We start from the raw sequence: 15831 nt of genomic DNA, 5'->3' as shown, positions 1-15831 counted from the left end.
GACTCACGCATTGCCGCGGCGCGCGTCGAGGCTGAACCGGCCAGCGCCGTAGGCCACGATCTGCAACAAGCCGCCTGCCATCGCGATGTTCTTGAAGAAGTGGATGAACTGGTTCTGGTCCGCCAGGTTGGCATGGAAGGCCAGCGCGGTGGCTGCGCTGAAGACGGCGAGAATGGCGGCAACCAGACGCGTGCGGTAGCCCAGGACCAGGGCGAGGCCGCCCCCCAGTTCCACCAGGACTGCCAGTCCCAGGGCCAACTGCGGAAACGGCAGGCCCACCGACTGGATGTAGCCGACCATGGCCGCCGGCGCGGCAAGCTTGGACGCGCCGGACAGCAGGAAGATGGCGCTGACCAGAACACGGCCGAGCAGCGTCAGGCCCGCCGTGGCGGGGGATTCAGAAAAGGTGCGGCTCCGGGCGTCAAGCTGAGCGGTTTGAGACATGATGATTCTCCATTCGGTTTGGCCGCGCCGCCTTGGCTGGCCGGTTGAAACAAGCGATTCGGATTGGTCTGCGGCAAGACGTGCGCTGCACGGCTGTATTTCCGCATGGCCGTTGCATCACTTTGCGTTACCTTGCATTGCGTTGCGCGGCCGATGGATGAAATGTAGGCGCGTTTTTACGTACGCGAAACTGGGATAATATGGATCGAAACGTTCGATGAAATCGATAAGATGCCCAATCCCGGTACGCCGACGCTGGATCAGCTGAAGGTCTTCCTGACTGTGGTGGATGTGGGCAGCTTTGCCGGCGCGGCACGAAAGCTGAGCCGGGCGACCTCGGTCATCAGCTATACGATCGCCAACCTGGAGAACCAGCTCGGCGTAGCGTTATTCGACCGCACGACCACGAAAAAACCGCAACTGACCGAGGCCGGCCGCACCGTGCTGGCCGAGGCGCGCACGGTCTACCTGCACATTGAGGGGTTGCGCGCCAAGGTAAAGGGCCTGCTGCAGGGCCTGGAGGCCGAACTCCATCTGGTGGTGGACGTGATGCTCCCCGCGGCACGGGTGGTGGATGCCCTGAAGGCATTCCGCGATGCATTCCCCACGGTGGCGCTTCACTTGCACATGGAGGCGCTTGGGGCGGTGGCGCAGCTGGTGCTGGACCAGGGTGCCACGATTGGCGTCAGCGGGCCGCTCAGCGCAGTCACGGCAGGGATCGAGCGCATCGGGATCGGCGGCGTCATGTTGCGGCCGGTCGCGGCTCCGGGCCACCCCCTGGCCAGCGCCAACCCCAATCCGCCAGGCGCCGGACGGCACCACGTGCAACTGGTGCTGTCGGATCGCTCCCCGCTCACGCGTAACGTGGACTTCTCGGTGATCGGCACGCACACATGGCGCCTGGCCGACCTGGGTGCCAAGCACATGCTGCTGCGCGAAGGTATCGGCTGGGGAAACATGCCGGTGCCGATGGTGCAGGAGGACCTCGACTCGGGCCGCCTGGTCCTGCTCGACCTGCCGGACTACAAGGGTGGCCTATACCCGTTCGATGCGATCTACCGGACCGACACGCCGCCCGGCCCCGCCGCCTCGTGGCTGATCTCCCGCTTTGCCGGCCAGGCCGCGGACTGAGCTCCGCCCCTTCAGCGGGATGCGCCGCCGGACACCGGCAGCTCAAAGCAAAACACTGTCCCCCTGCCAGCCCGTTCCACCAGCCGGATCTGGCTGTGATGCAACTGCAGCATGCGCTGGACGATCAGCAAACCCAGGCCGCCACCGCGATGCGCGCCGCCGGAACTGAACGGCCGCTGGAACAGGCTGTCGCGCAGTTCCGGCGGAATACCGGGGCCGGTATCGCTGACCGTGACCGACACCTTGCCCTCGCGCAGGGCCAGGTCGACGTCGATGGCGCCTTCGGCGGGCGTATGGCGGATGGCGTTATCGAGCAGGTTGGTCAGCACGCGCTCGATCATGCCGAGGTCGGCCGTGACGGCGGGCAAGCGCTGCGGGATGCCCGCGCGCAGCCGCAGATGCCGCGCTTCGGCCGGCAGCTCGAACTTCTGGAAGACATCCTGCAGCAGGTCCACCAGTGAAAAATCCTCCAGCGCTGGCTGGACGATGCCGTGCTCGAGCCGGGCCAGCTCGAAGAGCGATTGCGCCAGGCGGCCCACCTTGAGGCTTTGCGCGAGCGCGATGGACAGATAGCGCTTGCGTTCGGCTTCGCTGAGCGTGTCGGCCTTGAGCGACAGCGTCTCCAGGTAGCCATGCAGCGAGGTCAGCGGCGTACGCAGGTCGTGGGAGATGTTGGCGACGAGTTCGCGCCGCTCCTGGTCCTGCTTGGTCAGCGCGCGCCATTGCTCGGCGATGCGGTCCGCCATCTGCGCGAAAGCCGCCTCCAGCGCGACGATTTCATCGCGCGTGTTGGCGGACGGCGGGCGCGGCACGCGCGGCTGCGCCGGCGGCGCGGCGTCGGCATCGAAGCGGCGCATCGCTTCGGTCAGGCGGCGCAGCGGCCGGGTAATCAGCCCGAACGCCATCAGGCCCGCGAACAAACCCAGCAGCGCCACCAGCCCCATCGACCACAAGGTCGTCCGCAGCACCGAGTTGGCTGACGCCCTAGCCGCCAGTTCGTCATGCGCCTCGCCCAGCAGCACCACGTAGATATAGCCGGAGGCCTCGCCGCCGCCCGCGCGCAGCGGCGCCGCGCTGAACACCTTGCGCCCGCCGGCGCTGCGCGGGTCGTCGCCGAGGATGGGCAGCGGCTCGCCGGCCAGCAGGCGTTGCACCGGTTTGAGGTCCACCTGCTCGCGCTGCAGGTGGCCGGCCGGCGCGTCGTGTCCCTGGATGCGCCCCTGGCTGTCCAGCAGGTACACCTCCACGCTCGGGTTCACCACCATCAACTGGCCGAACAAGCGGCGCAAGGCATCCGGCTTCAGCCCGTTCGCATCCATCAGCGACGCGTTGCGGGCGATGTGCCCGGCAAGCCCGCGCGACAGGTCCTGGATGACCTCTTTCTCGCGCATGTCGTTCGAGCGGACCTGCAGCCAGGCGGAGGCGCCGCAGCAGGCCAGCAGCAGCACGGAGAAAACGAGCGACAGCCGCTGCGTCAGGGTGAGGCGCCGGCTCAGGTTCAGGCCGAGGTTCACGGCGCATCCCCCTGCGCCGCCGCGGGTCCCGCCGCGAGCTTGTAGCCATGCCCCCAGACGGTCAGGATGCGGCTGGGTTGCGCCGGATCGGCTTCGATCTTGGTGCGCAGCCGGTTAATATGGGTGTTGACCGTATGCTCGTAGCCCTCGTGCTGGTAGCCCCAGACGGCATTCAGCAGGTCCATGCGCGAGAACACCTTGCCCGGATGCCGGGCGAAGAAATACAGCAGGTCGAACTCGCGCGGCGTCAGTTCGATGCGCCGGCCGTCCACGGTGGCCTCGCGCGTCAGCGGATCGATCGACAGGCCGCCAAGCTCCAGGCTGCCGGCGTCGATCCGCAGGTCCTTTGCCATCGCATCCACCCGCCGCAGCAGCGCCTTCACGCGCGCCACCAGTTCAAGCACCGAGAACGGCTTGGCGAGGTAGTCGTCGGCGCCGAGTTCCAGGCCGAGGATGCGGTGCACCTCGCTGGACCGCGCGCTGGTGATGATGATCGGCGTGTAGCGCGCCATGGCGCGGGCGCGCCGGCATATCTCCAGGCCATCGACGCCGGGCAGCATCAGGTCAAGGATCAGCGCGTCCCAGTTGCCCTGCTCCAGCAGGCGCAGGCCCTCGTTGCCGTCGGCGCTGTGCACGACGTCATAGCGCTCGTCGCGCAGGTGCAGGCTGAGGATATTGGCGATGTCGACGTCGTCTTCGACAATCAGGATGCGCTTGGGGTGATCCACTTGGGGTGATCCGTTTGAGGTGATCCGGTTCTGGCCTCGGGGCGCGATCCCGCTCGCGCCTGGCAGGGCAGCCGCGGCAAGTGCGCCGGCCTGGCTATTGTGCAAAATTTCGAGGCATTGAGTTATCACAATTAATTTAACCTTTCGTGAGGACTTCGGGATTGCGCCAGGCCTACGATGCGCCAACGATCAGCAACGGGCGGCCGCAACGGCCCGCCAATCAAGGCCAGGAGCACATCATGGGAAGCAGAAGGCGCTTTTTGGTATCGGGTAGTGCCGCCGTGGCGGCACTCGCAGCCGCCAGCGGCTGGCGGGCAATGGCGGCCGGGCAGCCGGGCGCGGGCAAGCCCGCCGACACCTTCGAGGTGGTCCGCTCCGACGAGCAATGGCGCCAGGTGCTGACGCCGGCCCAGTACAACGTGCTGCGGCAGGAAGGCACGGAGCGGCCCTACAGCAGCCCGCTGAACGACGAGCATCGTGCCGGCATCTTCGCCTGCGCGGGGTGCCAGCTGGATCTCTTCTCGTCGCGCACGAAATTCGACAGCCGTACCGGCTGGCCCAGCTTCTGGGCGCCGCTCGACAACGCGGTCGGCACGCGCACGGACCGCTCCTTCGGCATGTCGCGCACGGAAGTGCACTGCCGCCGTTGCGGCGGCCACCTGGGCCACCTGTTCGACGACGGCCCCAAGCCGACCGGGCTGCGCTACTGCATGAACGGCCTGGCAATGGCGTTCAAGCCGCAAGCCGCCTGAGCCCCCGGGCATCCGGGCCTCCAACCCCAACCGCGAAGATTCCATGCTCCTCCTCGTCCTTGCCTATCTGGGCGGCGCGCTCACCATCCTGAGCCCGTGCATCCTGCCCGTCCTGCCCTTCGTGTTCTCGCGGGCCGACCAGCCATTCGTGCGCAGCGGCCTGCCGCTGCTGGCAGGCATGGCGCTGACTTTCGCGGGCGTGGCAACGCTGGCCGCCGTCGGCGGCGGATGGGTGACGCAGGCCAACCAGTACGGACGCTGGCTGGCGATTGCGCTGCTCGCCGTATTCGGCCTCACGCTGCTGCTGCCGCGCCTGGCGGACCGGCTGATGCACCCGCTGGTCAGCGCCGGCAGCCGGCTCTCCGCGTTTGCCCAGGCCGATGGCCAGCAAGTCCGGCCGGGCTCGTCGTTCCTGCTGGGCATCGCCACCGGTTTGCTGTGGGCGCCTTGCGCCGGCCCGATCCTGGGCCTGGTACTGACCGGGGCCGCGCTGCGCGGCGCCAGCGTCGGCACCACGCTGCTGCTGGTGGCTTATGCCGCCGGCGCGGCCACGTCGCTGGCGGTCGCGTTGCTGATCGGCGGCCGGGTCTTTACCGCGATGAAGCGCTCGCTGGGCGCGGGGGAATGGGTCCGGCGCGGGATCGGCGCCGCCATGCTGCTCGGCGTGGCCGCCATTGCACTGGGGCTGGACACCGGCGTGCTGGCGCGCGTGTCGACCGTGGCCACCGGCGGGATCGAGCAGCACCTGGTCGACCGGCTGTCGGCCAGGCCGGCGCCCGCGCAGGATGCGCAAGCCGGCCCGGCGATGACCGCATCGTCCGGCGCGATGATGCGCGCGGCGCTCGGCGGCCCGGCACCGCTGCCCGTGGAAGGCCAGTTGCCGGCGCTGGCGGGAGCCGTGCAGTGGCTGAACTCTCCCCCGCTCACGGTGGAGGGATTGCGCGGCAAGGTGGTACTGGTGGATTTCTGGACCTACTCCTGCATCAACTGCCTACGCACCCTGCCGTACGTGAAAGCGTGGGCAGAGAAGTACCGCGACCAGGGGCTGGTGGTGATCGGCGTGCATGCGCCGGAGTTTGCCTTCGAGCGCAATATCGATAACGTGAAGAAGGCCACGCGCGACCTTGGCATCGACTACCCCGTCGCGGTCGACAACAACTACGCGATCTGGCGCGCCTTCAACAACCAGTATTGGCCGGCGCACTATTTCATCGATGCGCGGGGGCAGATCCGCTTCCACCACTTTGGCGAAGGCGAGTACGCGAAATCCGAGCAGGTGATCCAGCAACTGCTGGCGGAAGCCGGCCACGCCGGCGCGGCGAAGGTAGCCGCGGGGCTGGGCGCCACCGGCGCGCAAGGCGTGCAGATGGCTGCCGACAAGGCGGAGATTCAGTCCGGCGAAACCTATCTCGGCTACGAGCGGGCGGAGAACTTTGCATCACCGGGCGGCGAGGCGCAAGACAAGGCGCACACTTACACCGCACCCGCGCAACCCGCGCTCAACGACTGGGGCCTGGCCGGCACCTGGAAGGTCGGGGCCGAGCACGCGACGCTGGCCGGCGCGTCCGGGCGCATCGTCTACCGCTTCCATGCGCGCGACCTGCACCTGGTGCTGGGGCCGGGCAAGGACGGCAAGCCGGTGCGCTTCCGCGTCACGATCGACGGCGCCGCGCCGGGCGACGCGCACGGCACCGACGTGGCGGCGGATGGCAGCGGCACGGTCACGGAGCAGCGGCTGTATCAACTGGTGCGGCAAAACGGCAAGGTCGCCGACCGCACCTTTGCCATCGAATTCCTCGACGCTGGTGTCGAAGCCTACGCATTCACCTTCGGCTGATGCGCGCACCGGCAACAGACAGCATCAACAGCATCACCAACGGCAATATTCAAGGACAGGCAATCATGACCACGAACTCTTCAACCGGCGCCTCCTCCTGGTGGACGCGCTCGTCCACCGCCAGGCTCGCGGGCCTCGTCATGCTGGCCGCGGGCCTGCTGGCCTGGCAGCGCGTGGCGAACTCCGCCGAGGACGCCGTCAGGATCCCCCCGCCCGCGCTGGACGAGAAGGCCCCTTCCGCCCAGAGCGAAACCGCCGTGTTCGCGGGCGGCTGCTTCTGGGGCGTGCAGGGCGTGTTCCAGCACGTGCGCGGCGTGAAGCAGGTGACGTCGGGCTACGCCGGCGGCGCGGCCGGCACAGCGCAGTACGAGACCGTCAGCAGCGGCAACACCGGCCATGCGGAATCCGTGCAAGTCACGTTCGACCCGGCGCAGGTCACCTATGGCAAGCTGCTGCAGGTCTTCTTCTCCGTCGCGCACAATCCCACGCAGCTCAACTACCAGGGTCCGGACCACGGCACGCAGTACCGCTCCGCGGTGTTCCCGCTTGGCGCCGAACAGCGCAGCATAGCGCAGGCGTATATCGCGCAACTGGGCAAGGCCAATGCCTTCAAGGCGCCGATCGTCACCCGCATCGAGGACTACAAGGCCTTCTACCCGGCGGAAAGCTATCACCAGAATTTCCTGACCAACCATCCCGCGCATCCCTATATCGTCGTCAACGACCTGCCCAAGATCGGCTACCTGAAGCAGATGTTCCCCGACCTGTATCGCAACGATCCGGTGTTGCTGAAGGTGGCGGGCTCGTGATGGCGGCGGCGATCCGCCTGCGCAGGCGGATCGCCGCTCGATCAGGTCCGGCCCTTGAGAATGGCGGTGCCGGCGTACCGCGCCCGCGCGCCCAGCGTTCGCTCGATGCGGATCAGCTGGTTGTACTTCGCGGTCCGGTCGGAGCGGGAAATGGAGCCGGTCTTGATCTGGCCGCATCCGGTCGCCACCGCCAGGTCCGCGATGCTCACGTCCTCGGTTTCGCCGGAGCGATGCGACATCACCGCCGTGTACCCGGCCGCATGCGCCACGCCTACGGTGTCCAGCATCTCGCTCAGCGTCCCGATCTGGTTGGCCTTGACCAGGATCGCGTTCCCGATACCGCTCCCGATGCCCGCGCGCAGCAACGCGGCATTGGTGCAGAACACATCGTCGCCGACCAGCTGGCATCTGTCGCCCAGCCGGGACGTCAGCAGCTTCCAGCCCCCGGCATCGTTTTCAGCCATCCCGTCCTCGATCGAGAAGATCGGGTAGCGTGAGGCGAGTCCGGCCAGATAGTCCACCTGGGCCTCGCTGGACCGCGTCACGCCCTCCCCGCGATAGACGTATTCGCCGCCGGTAAAGAGCTCGCTGGCTGCGGGATCGATGGCCAGCATCACCTCCGTGCCCGCCCGGTATCCGGCTGTCTCGATGGCCCGCAGGATAAAGTCCAGCGCCTCCTCGGCCGTGCGCAAGTCGGGCGCAAAACCGCCTTCGTCCCCCACATTCGTATTGAAGCCCGCCGCCTTCAAGGCAAGCCGAAGCGTGTGGAAGATCTCCGACGCCATGCGCACGCCTTCGGCGAAGCCCGGCGCGCCCACCGGCACGATCATGAACTCCTGGAAATCGATCGTATTGTCCGCATGCGCCCCGCCGTTGATGATGTTGATCATCGGCACGGGCAGCACACTGGCGCGCGGGCCGCCGATATGCGCGAACAAGGATGAGCGCGCGGACGCGGCCGCGGCGTGTGCCACCGCCAGCGAAACGCCCAGCAGCGCATTGGCGCCGAGGCGGCTCTTGTTCGGCGTGCCATCGAGCCGGATCATGATGTCGTCGACCTGCCGCTGCTCGCGGGCATCGACGCCGGCAAGCGCCGCGCGCAGCTCGGTGTTCACCGCGCCCACCGCGCGGGTCACGCCCTTGCCCAGGTAGCGCCTGGGGTCGAGGTCCCGCAACTCCACCGCTTCCCGCTCGCCCGTCGACGCGCCGGAAGGCACCGTGGCACGGCCGGCCGAGCCATCGGCCAGCGTGACCTCCACCTCCACCGTGGGATTTCCCCGGCTGTCCAGCACCTCATATCCCTGTACCTGCGTGATCTGGCTCATCCGCCACTCCTTTCATTAGAAATGCTTGGCCAGCGGCATCCGGCACGAAAGCTTCGTGAGTAATACTCACGCTACCGGATCGGCTTCCGAGGCTGGTTGCCGTATTAATTTGCTGCCGCAATGGCAATGGAAAGGATGTTAGATTCATCCCGCCGCCGGCAAAACCGAGTTAATTTCCCGTATTCGTCAGTTTTCTTCATACAAGGACAGTTCATGCGGACGCTGCCCCCCATGTCCACGCTGCGCGCCTTCGAAGCCACGGCGCGAACCGGCTCCATCACGCGCGCCGCCGAAGAGCTATGCCGCACGCACGGCGCGATCAGCCGGCAACTGCGCCTGTTGCAGGAGCATGCCGGCACGACGCTGTTCGACAAGGACGGCACCGGGGTACGCCTTAACGAGCGCGGCCAGGGCATGTACGACGTGGTGCGGTCCGTGTTCGACCAGCTTGAACAAGGCTACGGCCGGCTGATCGACCAGGCGCGCGGGCCGAGCCTGCACGTGGCCTGCAGCGCCACGTTCGCGATGCGCTGGCTGGTGCCGCACATGGTGGACTTCTACCGCCTGCGGCCCGACATCCGGATCCGCCTGTCCATGACCTCCGCCCGGGAAATGCGCACGGAAGGCGCCGACGTAGTCATTGCCTGGGACCTGACTTCCTACCCCGAGCCCGACCGCCAGCGCGCGCTGCACCTGGCGCCGGTAGCCTTCGGGCCCGTGTGCGCGCCGTCATACGCCGGCTCCGTGCGCTCCGGCGTGCGCATTACGCATGACTTCACGTCCAGCGCCTGGGACCAGTGGGAAGCGCTATCCGGCCAACGCATCGCCCCCGCCGGCGAACTCACCTTCCCGCACACGCACCTGTGCATTGAGGCCGCGCTCTCCGGCGCAGGCGTAGCGCTGATCGAACAGCGGCTGATCCGCAAGGAGCTAAGGGATGGACAACTGCTCGCGCCATATGGCTTTGCGCAGTTCGAGTACGGGCTGATGGCGGTACCTGCGGCGCGCGAACTGCCGAAGGACGCCGAGGTGTTTATCGCATGGTTGCGGGATAAACTGGCCGACGAGCCCGAACCGGAGACGTGCGAGAAACCGGATGGCAAGCCTACCGCCAGGATGCCTCCCAAGCGCCGGAAAAGCCCTGCGGGACGCACCAAAGCATAGCGAGCGCGCCCAGTCCCCCCGGCCCCTCCAGCAAGCGGGAGCGTGGAGCGAACCAGTGGAGACCCGACGGCAGTTCGCGTCGAACGTAGAACCGAAACGAAGGCCACGAAGAACCAAAGGATGTCAAAGAAAAGCGATATCACCAGCGCACGATTCGGTCTAAACGTGTGGAGCGCCCCCAAGGGCGGGCCACACCCCAGCGCGATGCGAAGCGAGCCGTCAAGGTGTACCAGGCCGTATGGGGCGCCTTCTTTGCCTACTTTCTTGGCAAGACAAGAAAGTAGGTCGCCGCCCCGCAGGGGTGGTGAAACTGCCTTTGACTTTAAGCTTTTGAAGTTAGGCCTTTGACGTTAAACCCTTGACGTCAACGTTCAGCGACTGCAACCACCCACCAGACCCAACCATGCACCAACAACCCACCAATCCCACCCCCACCTCCAAACCCGAGCAATACCAGAACCTCATCACCCAAGCACGCTCACTACTGGCAGACGAAACCAACCCCATCGCCAACGCCGCCAACTTCTCCGCCCTGGTATTCCACTCCTTGCAAGACCTCAACTGGGCAGGCTTCTACTTCTACGACGGCACCGAGCTGGTAGTCGGTCCATTCCAGGGCAAACCCGCCTGCGTACGCATCGCCCTCGGCAAAGGCGTCTGCGGCACCGCAGCCCAGACCCGCAGCACGCAAGTCGTCCGCGACGTCCACGCATTCCCCGGCCATATCGCCTGTGACGCCGCCTCCGAATCCGAGATCGTGGTCCCGCTGATCGCCGCCGACGGCACGCTCATCGGCGTGTGGGACGTGGACAGCCCGGTGGCAGGCCGCTTTGACGACGAAGATGCGGCAGGCATGGAGGCACTGTGCAAGGTGTTCATCGAACTCGGCTGGCCTCAGGCATAGCCGCCCCCCATCACCTGCGGTCAGCCCCGGAGTACACGCATGCCTGAATTGCAAGCGCCTCTCACGCAGAAACGTGGCGAACCGTACACAGCACAGGGAAATGCGCCGCAAGGGGATATAAGCTGACAGGTATGCAAGGACGCCGGCCGCATCCAATGCCTGGTGCTGCACACGCCCATCCGACGGCAGCGGGTGCGGCGCTGCGCCGCACCCCGATCCAGCGGAATCAGGCCCACAGCGCCCTTGCAGGCGGCGGCTCGCCACTATAATCGGCCACCCATTGTCTCCATACAATATGCCCCTCACTCGTCGGCTCATCTTGTGGCTCGCGCTGCTCGGCATGGTGCTGCATGCACCGTGGCCGCAGATGGCCCACGGGCAGGTGGACGGGCAGATGGCCGACATGACGATCTGCAGCGCAAGCGGTATGCGCGTTGTCCCGATCGACGAGCAAACGCACTTCCCTGAGGACGCACCCGGCAGCCATCACAGCCTCGACGATGCCCTCTGCTGCCTGGTCTGCGCGGATCTTGGCAACACCAATGCGGTGCCGCACGCGCCGTTCGCCTTTCTCCCCCACCTCACCCCGCTTGGTCTTGCGCGGCCGGCATTGCAGCGCAATGCCTACCAGCCTCCGGGCCTCCTGCGCGCAACGGCCCGGGCGCCACCCCTGGCATGATCGCCTTCGCCTGATCGCCCCCCCCGCTCCGCGGGCGCGCGTCCATGCCACGAGCGGGCTATCGGTCCGCTCCAGACTTGCCCGGAACACCATGAATCCAGACCCTCGCGCCGGCATCGCCGGTGGCGCCTTGCCGTCACCGGCATTTGCATTAGCTTTCGTCAGCTGCGGCTGTACCTTGCTGTCGGCTGCCATCCTGGGGGCCGGCAGCGCCCACGCCCAGGACAGCGGCACAACGCCAGCCGTCGCGGCAGGCCAGGGGGCGCCGGGGGAACGGACCCTGCCCGCGGTACAGGTCACCGAAACCCGGTCCTTCGCCGAGAAGAATCAACTGCCGCAAACGACCGAGGGCATCACGGCACAGCAGGCGGCCGAGACCATCAACGTCATGGGCACCGAAGACATGCTCAAGTACCTGCCGGACGTGCTGGTGCGCAAGCGGTTCATCGGCGACACCCAGTCGCCGATGGCCACGCGCACCACCGGCATCAATGCCAGTGCCCGCAGCCTGATCTACGCCGACGGCGTCCTGCTATCCACGCTGATCAATAACAACAACGGCAACGGGTCGCCCCAGTGGTTCATGGTGGCGCCGCAGCAAGTCGATCGCATCGACGTGATGTATGGCCCCTTCTCCGCGGCCTACCCCGGCAACTCGTATGGCGCCGTGACGGAAATCACCACACGGATGCCGAAGGCCTTCGAAGGCAGCCTGGAATTCACGGGCGCCGTGCAGCATTTCGGCAAATACGGCACCAGCGAGAACGAGCCGGCCCAGCAATACAGCGCCACACTGGGCGACCGCGTGGGCAAGCTGTCGTGGTGGTTCAATGCCAGCCACCTCAACAGCTTCAGCCAGCCGCTCAGCATCGGTACGGTCAGCCAGTCGACGACCCGGGCCGGCGCCGGGCTGCCGGTCATCACCGGCGCCATCGCGGACCGCAACCGTACAGGCGGCGCGATCCAGGTGATCGGCGCGGGCAACTTCATCCACACATTGCAGGACAACGCCGCCGTCAAGCTGGCCTATGACTTCACGCCGACGCTGAGCGCGGCCTACACGCTGGGCTACTGGCAGAACAGCTCGAAGGCAAACGCCCAGACCTACCTGAGCACCGCCGCGGGCACGCCCTTCTATGGCGCCCAGAGCGGCAGCGTCAATATCGGCGGGTTCGCGTACAACGCCAACACCATCGCCGGCCAGTTCTCGAGCAACAACATCGAGCAGCAGCACCTGATGCAGAGCCTGAAGGTGGAAACCCATACGAAGGGACTGTTCGACTGGGAAATGACCCTGAGCAATCTCTACTATCTCCGGGACCTGAGCCGCCTTTCCACCGGACTCTACCCAGGCGCGCAGAGCGGCGGCCCCGGCCGCGCCACCGACATGAGCGGGACCGGATGGACCACGGTCGATCTCAAGGGAATCTGGCGGCCGCAGGGCGCCGCGGGGGCGAACATCGTCAGCTTTGGCGCGCACTACGATCAGTTCAAGCTCGCCAGCCCTACGTACACGACGGCGAACTGGACATCGGGCAGCAGCGGCCCGCTGTTCAGCAACTCGCTTGGCAAGACACAGACCAGCGCGCTGTGGCTGCAGGACGTCTGGCGCGTGGCACCGGGCTGGCAGGCCACGCTGGGCGGCCGCTACGAATGGTGGCGCGCGTATGACGGTTTCAATTTCTCGACGGGCAGCAATGGCGTGGGGGTGCCGATCAACCAGCCCGGCGTGGACAAGTCGGCCTTCTCGCCCAAGGCGTCGGTCACCTGGGACGCGACCGAGACATGGTCGGTCACCGGCTCGTTCGGCAAGGCGTATCGGTTCCCCACCGTCGGCGAACTGTATCAATCCATCCAGACCGGCACGACATTTGTCCAGGCGAACCCCTTCCTGCAGCCGGAGCGCGTCATGTCCGGCGAACTGGCCGTCGAGCACCATGCCAACGACGGCAAGATGCGTCTCTCGGTATTCAACGAGTACGTGTCGAACGCCCTGATCTCGCAAACGTCGACGATCCCCGGCTTTGCCACGCCGGTCTCCTTTACGCAGAACGTGGGCAAGACACGTCAGGTCGGCGTGGAGCTGGCAGGCCAGCAGGACAACGTGCTGATCCACGGCCTGTCGTTCTCCGGCAATGTGACCTACGTCGATTCACGCATACTGTCCAACGACAGTTACGTCCCCACCATTCCGGGCGCGACATCGGTCGGCAAGCGGGTCCCCTACGTGCCGACGTGGCGCAGCACCCTGGCGGTAACGTACCAGCCGGACAGCAAATGGGCCTACACCCTGGCGGCGCGCTACAGCAGCCGCGTCTATGCGACGGTCGACAACACGGACATCAACCCCGCCACCTATCAAGGCTTCGAGAGCTTCTTCGTCATGGACGCGCGGGTGCGCTACCAGTTCGACAAGCACTGGAGCGGCGCGCTGGGCGTGGACAACCTCAACAACCGCAAGTATTTCCTGTTCCACCCGTTCCCGCAGCGCACGTTCTACCTGACGGTGAAGTACGCGCTGTAGGCGGTGGCGGCCCTGGCAGTACCGCACCGCATACCGCTGGCTCCTACTCAGGCTGGATGCCAGCCGTCTTGATGATCTTGCCCCAGCGGTCCAGCTCGGCAAGCTGGAATCTGGCGAGTTCCTCGGGCGAAGACACCTTCACCTCCATGCCGTTCTCCGTCACGAAACGGCGGATCGACTCGGTTGCCATGGCTTTGCGCATCAGGTCGTTGAGCCGGTTGATGACCGGCGCCGGCGTGCCCGCTGGCGCGTAGAGCGCGTTCCAGTAACCGGACTCGTAGCCCGCCACGCCCTGCTCCGCGATGGTCGGCACGTTGGGCAGCAGCTGCGAGCGCTGCGGGCTGCTGACGCCGAGCGCGCGCAGCTTGCCGGCCTTGACCTGCGGCAGGCTGGTGGTCAGGTCGACGATCATCACGTCGGTCTGTCCGGCGACAAGGTCAATCACGGCGGGCGGATTGGCCTTGTAGGGGACATACGTGAGTTTGGTCCCGGTCATGTGCTGGAACTGCTCGGTGGCAACCCGCGCCGACGATGAGCCCGAGCCGAACGTCAGCTTGCCCGGCTCCGTCTTCGCCAGCGCGATGAATTCGGATACGTTCTTGGCCTTCACGTTGGGGTTCACGACCATCAGCATGTAGCCCTGGACCACCTGGCCGATCGGTGCGAAGTCCTTGATGGGGTTGTAGGGCAGGTTCTTCACCAGGTGCGGATTGGCGGCCTGCGTCGTGTTGGTGGTCATGAACAGCGTATAGCCGTCAGGGGCCGCGCGCGCGACAAACTGCGCCGCGATGCCGCCGAATGCGCCGGGGCGGCTGTCGACGATGACCGGCTGGCCGGTTTCCCTGGTGATCTGGGCGCCCATGGCGCGGGCCAGGCCATCCGTGGTGCTGCCGGGACTGGAGCCGATCACGATGGTGATCGGCTTGGCCGGATAGGATTGCGCGCCGGCCATGCCGCACGCGAGCACGCCCATGGCGATGGCCGCCAGAAATTTGATTTGCATCTTGTCTCCTGTGATCCTGGTTATTGTCTTTTGGGGCTGAGGAAGGCGGCTGCCGGCGCTCAGGTGGTGAGGCTGAACTCCGGCCGTTGCCCGGCCAGCGCCTGGGCAATGCTTGCCAGGACCATCTCGCCCATGGCCGCCCGCGTCTGGTGCGTGGCGCTGGCGCGGTGCGCCTGCAGCGTGACGTTGTCCAGCGCGAACAGGGCTTCGGGCACGTTAGGCTCATCGACGAAAACATCCAGCCCGGCGCCCGCGATCCGGCCGGCTAACAGCGCCGCGACCAGATCGTCTTCCCTGACCAGCCGGCCGCGCGCGACGTTGATCAGGTAGCCATCCTTGCCCAACGCGTCGAGGACCTCGGCATTGACGATGCCCTCTGCCTTGTCCGCGGCGGCGGCAAGAATCAGCGCATCGCTCTGGCGGGCCAGTTGCACGAGGTCGGCCACGAAGGGGTGAGGGACATCCTCCATCGCCCTGAGGTCGGTGTAGGCGATGGGGCAGCCGAACGCCGCCATGCGGGCCGCGATGGCACGGCCCACGCGGCCCATGCCGACAATGCCCACGCGCATGCCGCTGACGCGGCGAGCCAGCGGGATCGCGCTTGGCTGCGGATGCCGGACCCAGTCGCCGGCGCGGATAAACCGATCGCCCGGGCACATGCCCCGGCAAGTGGCGATCAGCAGGCCCACGGCGAGATCGGCGACGTCCTCGGTCAGCGCCCCGAACGTCCCGGTAACCGGCAGGCCGCGCGCGCGCGCGTATTCGAGGTCGACCGCATCGGTGCCGACACCGTTGACCGCCACCACCTCGAGCGCGGGCAGTTGCTCCATCATCGCCCTGGCGATGCCGGTGTGGCCGCCGGTGACGACCGCGCGGATCGAGGCGCCGTGCTCGCGCAGGTAGGCATCCTTGTCGGCTTGCTCGAACAACCGGTGCACGGTGTAGAGCGAATCCAGCTGGTCGTTGATCGCAGGGACCAGGATCGGGTTGAGCTGGAGGATGTTGGCTTTCATATCG

The 15831-nt window shown here is 66.6% G+C and carries 14 protein-coding genes; 8 read left to right on the top strand and 6 right to left on the bottom strand.

Annotated features, from left to right (window positions below; all coding sequences use genetic code 11):
* Positions 1-3: 3 nt before the first annotated feature.
* The gene (locus tag AC1DS6_RS28985) at positions 4-444 is read right to left on the bottom strand and encodes a DoxX family protein (RefSeq protein ID WP_441626036.1); all 441 of its coding nucleotides are present in this window, start codon (positions 442-444) and stop codon (positions 4-6) included.
* A gap of 231 nt (positions 445-675) precedes the next feature.
* Here AC1DS6_RS28985 and AC1DS6_RS28980 point away from each other — a divergent pair, with 231 nt between their 5' ends.
* Positions 676-1575, top strand: a complete 900-nt coding sequence (locus AC1DS6_RS28980; RefSeq protein ID WP_441626034.1) for a LysR family transcriptional regulator — start codon at positions 676-678, stop codon at positions 1573-1575.
* A gap of 11 nt (positions 1576-1586) precedes the next feature.
* On the opposite strand, the gene AC1DS6_RS28975 is transcribed toward AC1DS6_RS28980, so the two are convergent.
* Both AC1DS6_RS28975 and AC1DS6_RS28970 read right to left on the bottom strand, forming a co-directional pair.
* Complete coding sequence (locus AC1DS6_RS28975; RefSeq protein WP_477103670.1) at positions 1587-3089, bottom strand: sensor histidine kinase; 1503 nt, start codon at positions 3087-3089, stop codon at positions 1587-1589.
* Positions 3086-3817: a response regulator transcription factor gene (locus AC1DS6_RS28970; RefSeq protein ID WP_441626030.1), complete on the bottom strand. Its 732-nt coding sequence runs from the start codon at positions 3815-3817 to the stop codon at positions 3086-3088. Before AC1DS6_RS28970 ends, AC1DS6_RS28975 begins: the two co-directional genes overlap by 4 nt.
* A 239-nt stretch (positions 3818-4056) precedes the next feature.
* Between AC1DS6_RS28970 and msrB the strand changes: the two genes are divergently transcribed.
* The 3 genes from msrB to msrA all read left to right on the top strand — a co-directional run bounded on the left by msrB (position 4057) and on the right by msrA (position 7215).
* A complete protein-coding gene (gene msrB / locus AC1DS6_RS28965) occupies positions 4057-4569 on the top strand; it encodes a peptide-methionine (R)-S-oxide reductase MsrB (RefSeq protein ID WP_441626029.1) in 513 nt (170 codons plus the stop codon).
* A 43-nt stretch (positions 4570-4612) separates the two neighbouring features.
* Complete coding sequence (locus tag AC1DS6_RS28960) at positions 4613-6406, top strand: cytochrome c biogenesis protein DipZ (RefSeq protein ID WP_477103669.1); 1794 nt, start codon at positions 4613-4615, stop codon at positions 6404-6406.
* A gap of 65 nt (positions 6407-6471) precedes the next feature.
* Positions 6472-7215, top strand: a complete 744-nt coding sequence (msrA, locus tag AC1DS6_RS28955) for a peptide-methionine (S)-S-oxide reductase MsrA (protein WP_477103668.1) — start codon at positions 6472-6474, stop codon at positions 7213-7215.
* Between the two features lie 41 nt (positions 7216-7256).
* Here the strand turns inward: msrA and eno are convergent, their stop codons facing one another.
* Positions 7257-8540 (bottom strand): phosphopyruvate hydratase, encoded by a 1284-nt coding sequence (eno, locus tag AC1DS6_RS28950; RefSeq protein WP_441626025.1) that lies wholly within the window; start codon positions 8538-8540, stop codon positions 7257-7259.
* 213 nt (positions 8541-8753) lie between these two features.
* Between eno and AC1DS6_RS28945 the strand changes: the two genes are divergently transcribed.
* The 4 genes from AC1DS6_RS28945 to AC1DS6_RS28930 all read left to right on the top strand — a co-directional run bounded on the left by AC1DS6_RS28945 (position 8754) and on the right by AC1DS6_RS28930 (position 13811).
* On the top strand, positions 8754-9704 hold the full coding sequence (locus AC1DS6_RS28945; RefSeq protein ID WP_441626023.1) for a LysR substrate-binding domain-containing protein: 951 nt from the start codon (positions 8754-8756) through the stop codon (positions 9702-9704).
* 403 nt (positions 9705-10107) lie between these two features.
* Positions 10108-10608 carry a GAF domain-containing protein gene (locus AC1DS6_RS28940; protein WP_477103667.1) on the top strand — a complete coding sequence of 167 codons (501 nt, stop codon included), beginning with the start codon at positions 10108-10110 and terminating at the stop codon, positions 10606-10608.
* Between the two features lie 319 nt (positions 10609-10927).
* Positions 10928-11287, top strand: a complete 360-nt coding sequence (locus AC1DS6_RS28935; RefSeq protein ID WP_441626019.1) for a DUF2946 family protein — start codon at positions 10928-10930, stop codon at positions 11285-11287.
* A gap of 91 nt (positions 11288-11378) precedes the next feature.
* Positions 11379-13811 carry a TonB-dependent receptor gene (locus AC1DS6_RS28930; protein WP_441626017.1) on the top strand — a complete coding sequence of 811 codons (2433 nt, stop codon included), beginning with the start codon at positions 11379-11381 and terminating at the stop codon, positions 13809-13811.
* A 43-nt stretch (positions 13812-13854) separates the two neighbouring features.
* Here the strand turns inward: AC1DS6_RS28930 and AC1DS6_RS28925 are convergent, their stop codons facing one another.
* Together AC1DS6_RS28925 and AC1DS6_RS28920 are read right to left on the bottom strand one after the other, a co-directional pair.
* A complete protein-coding gene (locus AC1DS6_RS28925; RefSeq protein ID WP_477103666.1) occupies positions 13855-14814 on the bottom strand; it encodes a Bug family tripartite tricarboxylate transporter substrate binding protein in 960 nt (319 codons plus the stop codon).
* Between the two features lie 59 nt (positions 14815-14873).
* The gene (locus AC1DS6_RS28920; RefSeq protein ID WP_441626013.1) at positions 14874-15827 is read right to left on the bottom strand and encodes a 2-hydroxyacid dehydrogenase; all 954 of its coding nucleotides are present in this window, start codon (positions 15825-15827) and stop codon (positions 14874-14876) included.
* Between the last annotated feature and the right edge of the window lie 4 nt (positions 15828-15831).

Source organism: Cupriavidus sp. 05L310, assembly GCF_056398185.1.
This window is presented reverse-complemented; position numbering and strand designations above follow the sequence as displayed.

Bases quoted from the DNA above. Each gene is read 5' to 3' on its own strand.
- msrA (WP_477103668.1), top strand. From the start codon at position 6,472: ATGACCACGAACTCTTCAACCGGCGCCTCCTCCTGGTGGACGCGCTCG.
- AC1DS6_RS28960 (WP_477103669.1), top strand. From the start codon at position 4,613: ATGCTCCTCCTCGTCCTTGCCTATCTGGGCGGCGCGCTCACCATCCTG.
- msrB (WP_441626029.1), top strand. From the start codon at position 4,057: ATGGGAAGCAGAAGGCGCTTTTTGGTATCGGGTAGTGCCGCCGTGGCG.
- AC1DS6_RS28920 (WP_441626013.1), bottom strand. From the start codon at position 15,827: ATGAAAGCCAACATCCTCCAGCTCAACCCGATCCTGGTCCCTGCGATC.
- AC1DS6_RS28925 (WP_477103666.1), bottom strand. From the start codon at position 14,814: ATGCAAATCAAATTTCTGGCGGCCATCGCCATGGGCGTGCTCGCGTGC.
- AC1DS6_RS28980 (WP_441626034.1), top strand. From the start codon at position 676: ATGCCCAATCCCGGTACGCCGACGCTGGATCAGCTGAAGGTCTTCCTG.
- eno (WP_441626025.1), bottom strand. From the start codon at position 8,540: ATGAGCCAGATCACGCAGGTACAGGGATATGAGGTGCTGGACAGCCGG.
- AC1DS6_RS28945 (WP_441626023.1), top strand. From the start codon at position 8,754: ATGCGGACGCTGCCCCCCATGTCCACGCTGCGCGCCTTCGAAGCCACG.
- AC1DS6_RS28940 (WP_477103667.1), top strand. From the start codon at position 10,108: ATGCACCAACAACCCACCAATCCCACCCCCACCTCCAAACCCGAGCAA.
- AC1DS6_RS28930 (WP_441626017.1), top strand. From the start codon at position 11,379: ATGAATCCAGACCCTCGCGCCGGCATCGCCGGTGGCGCCTTGCCGTCA.
- AC1DS6_RS28985 (WP_441626036.1), bottom strand. From the start codon at position 444: ATGTCTCAAACCGCTCAGCTTGACGCCCGGAGCCGCACCTTTTCTGAA.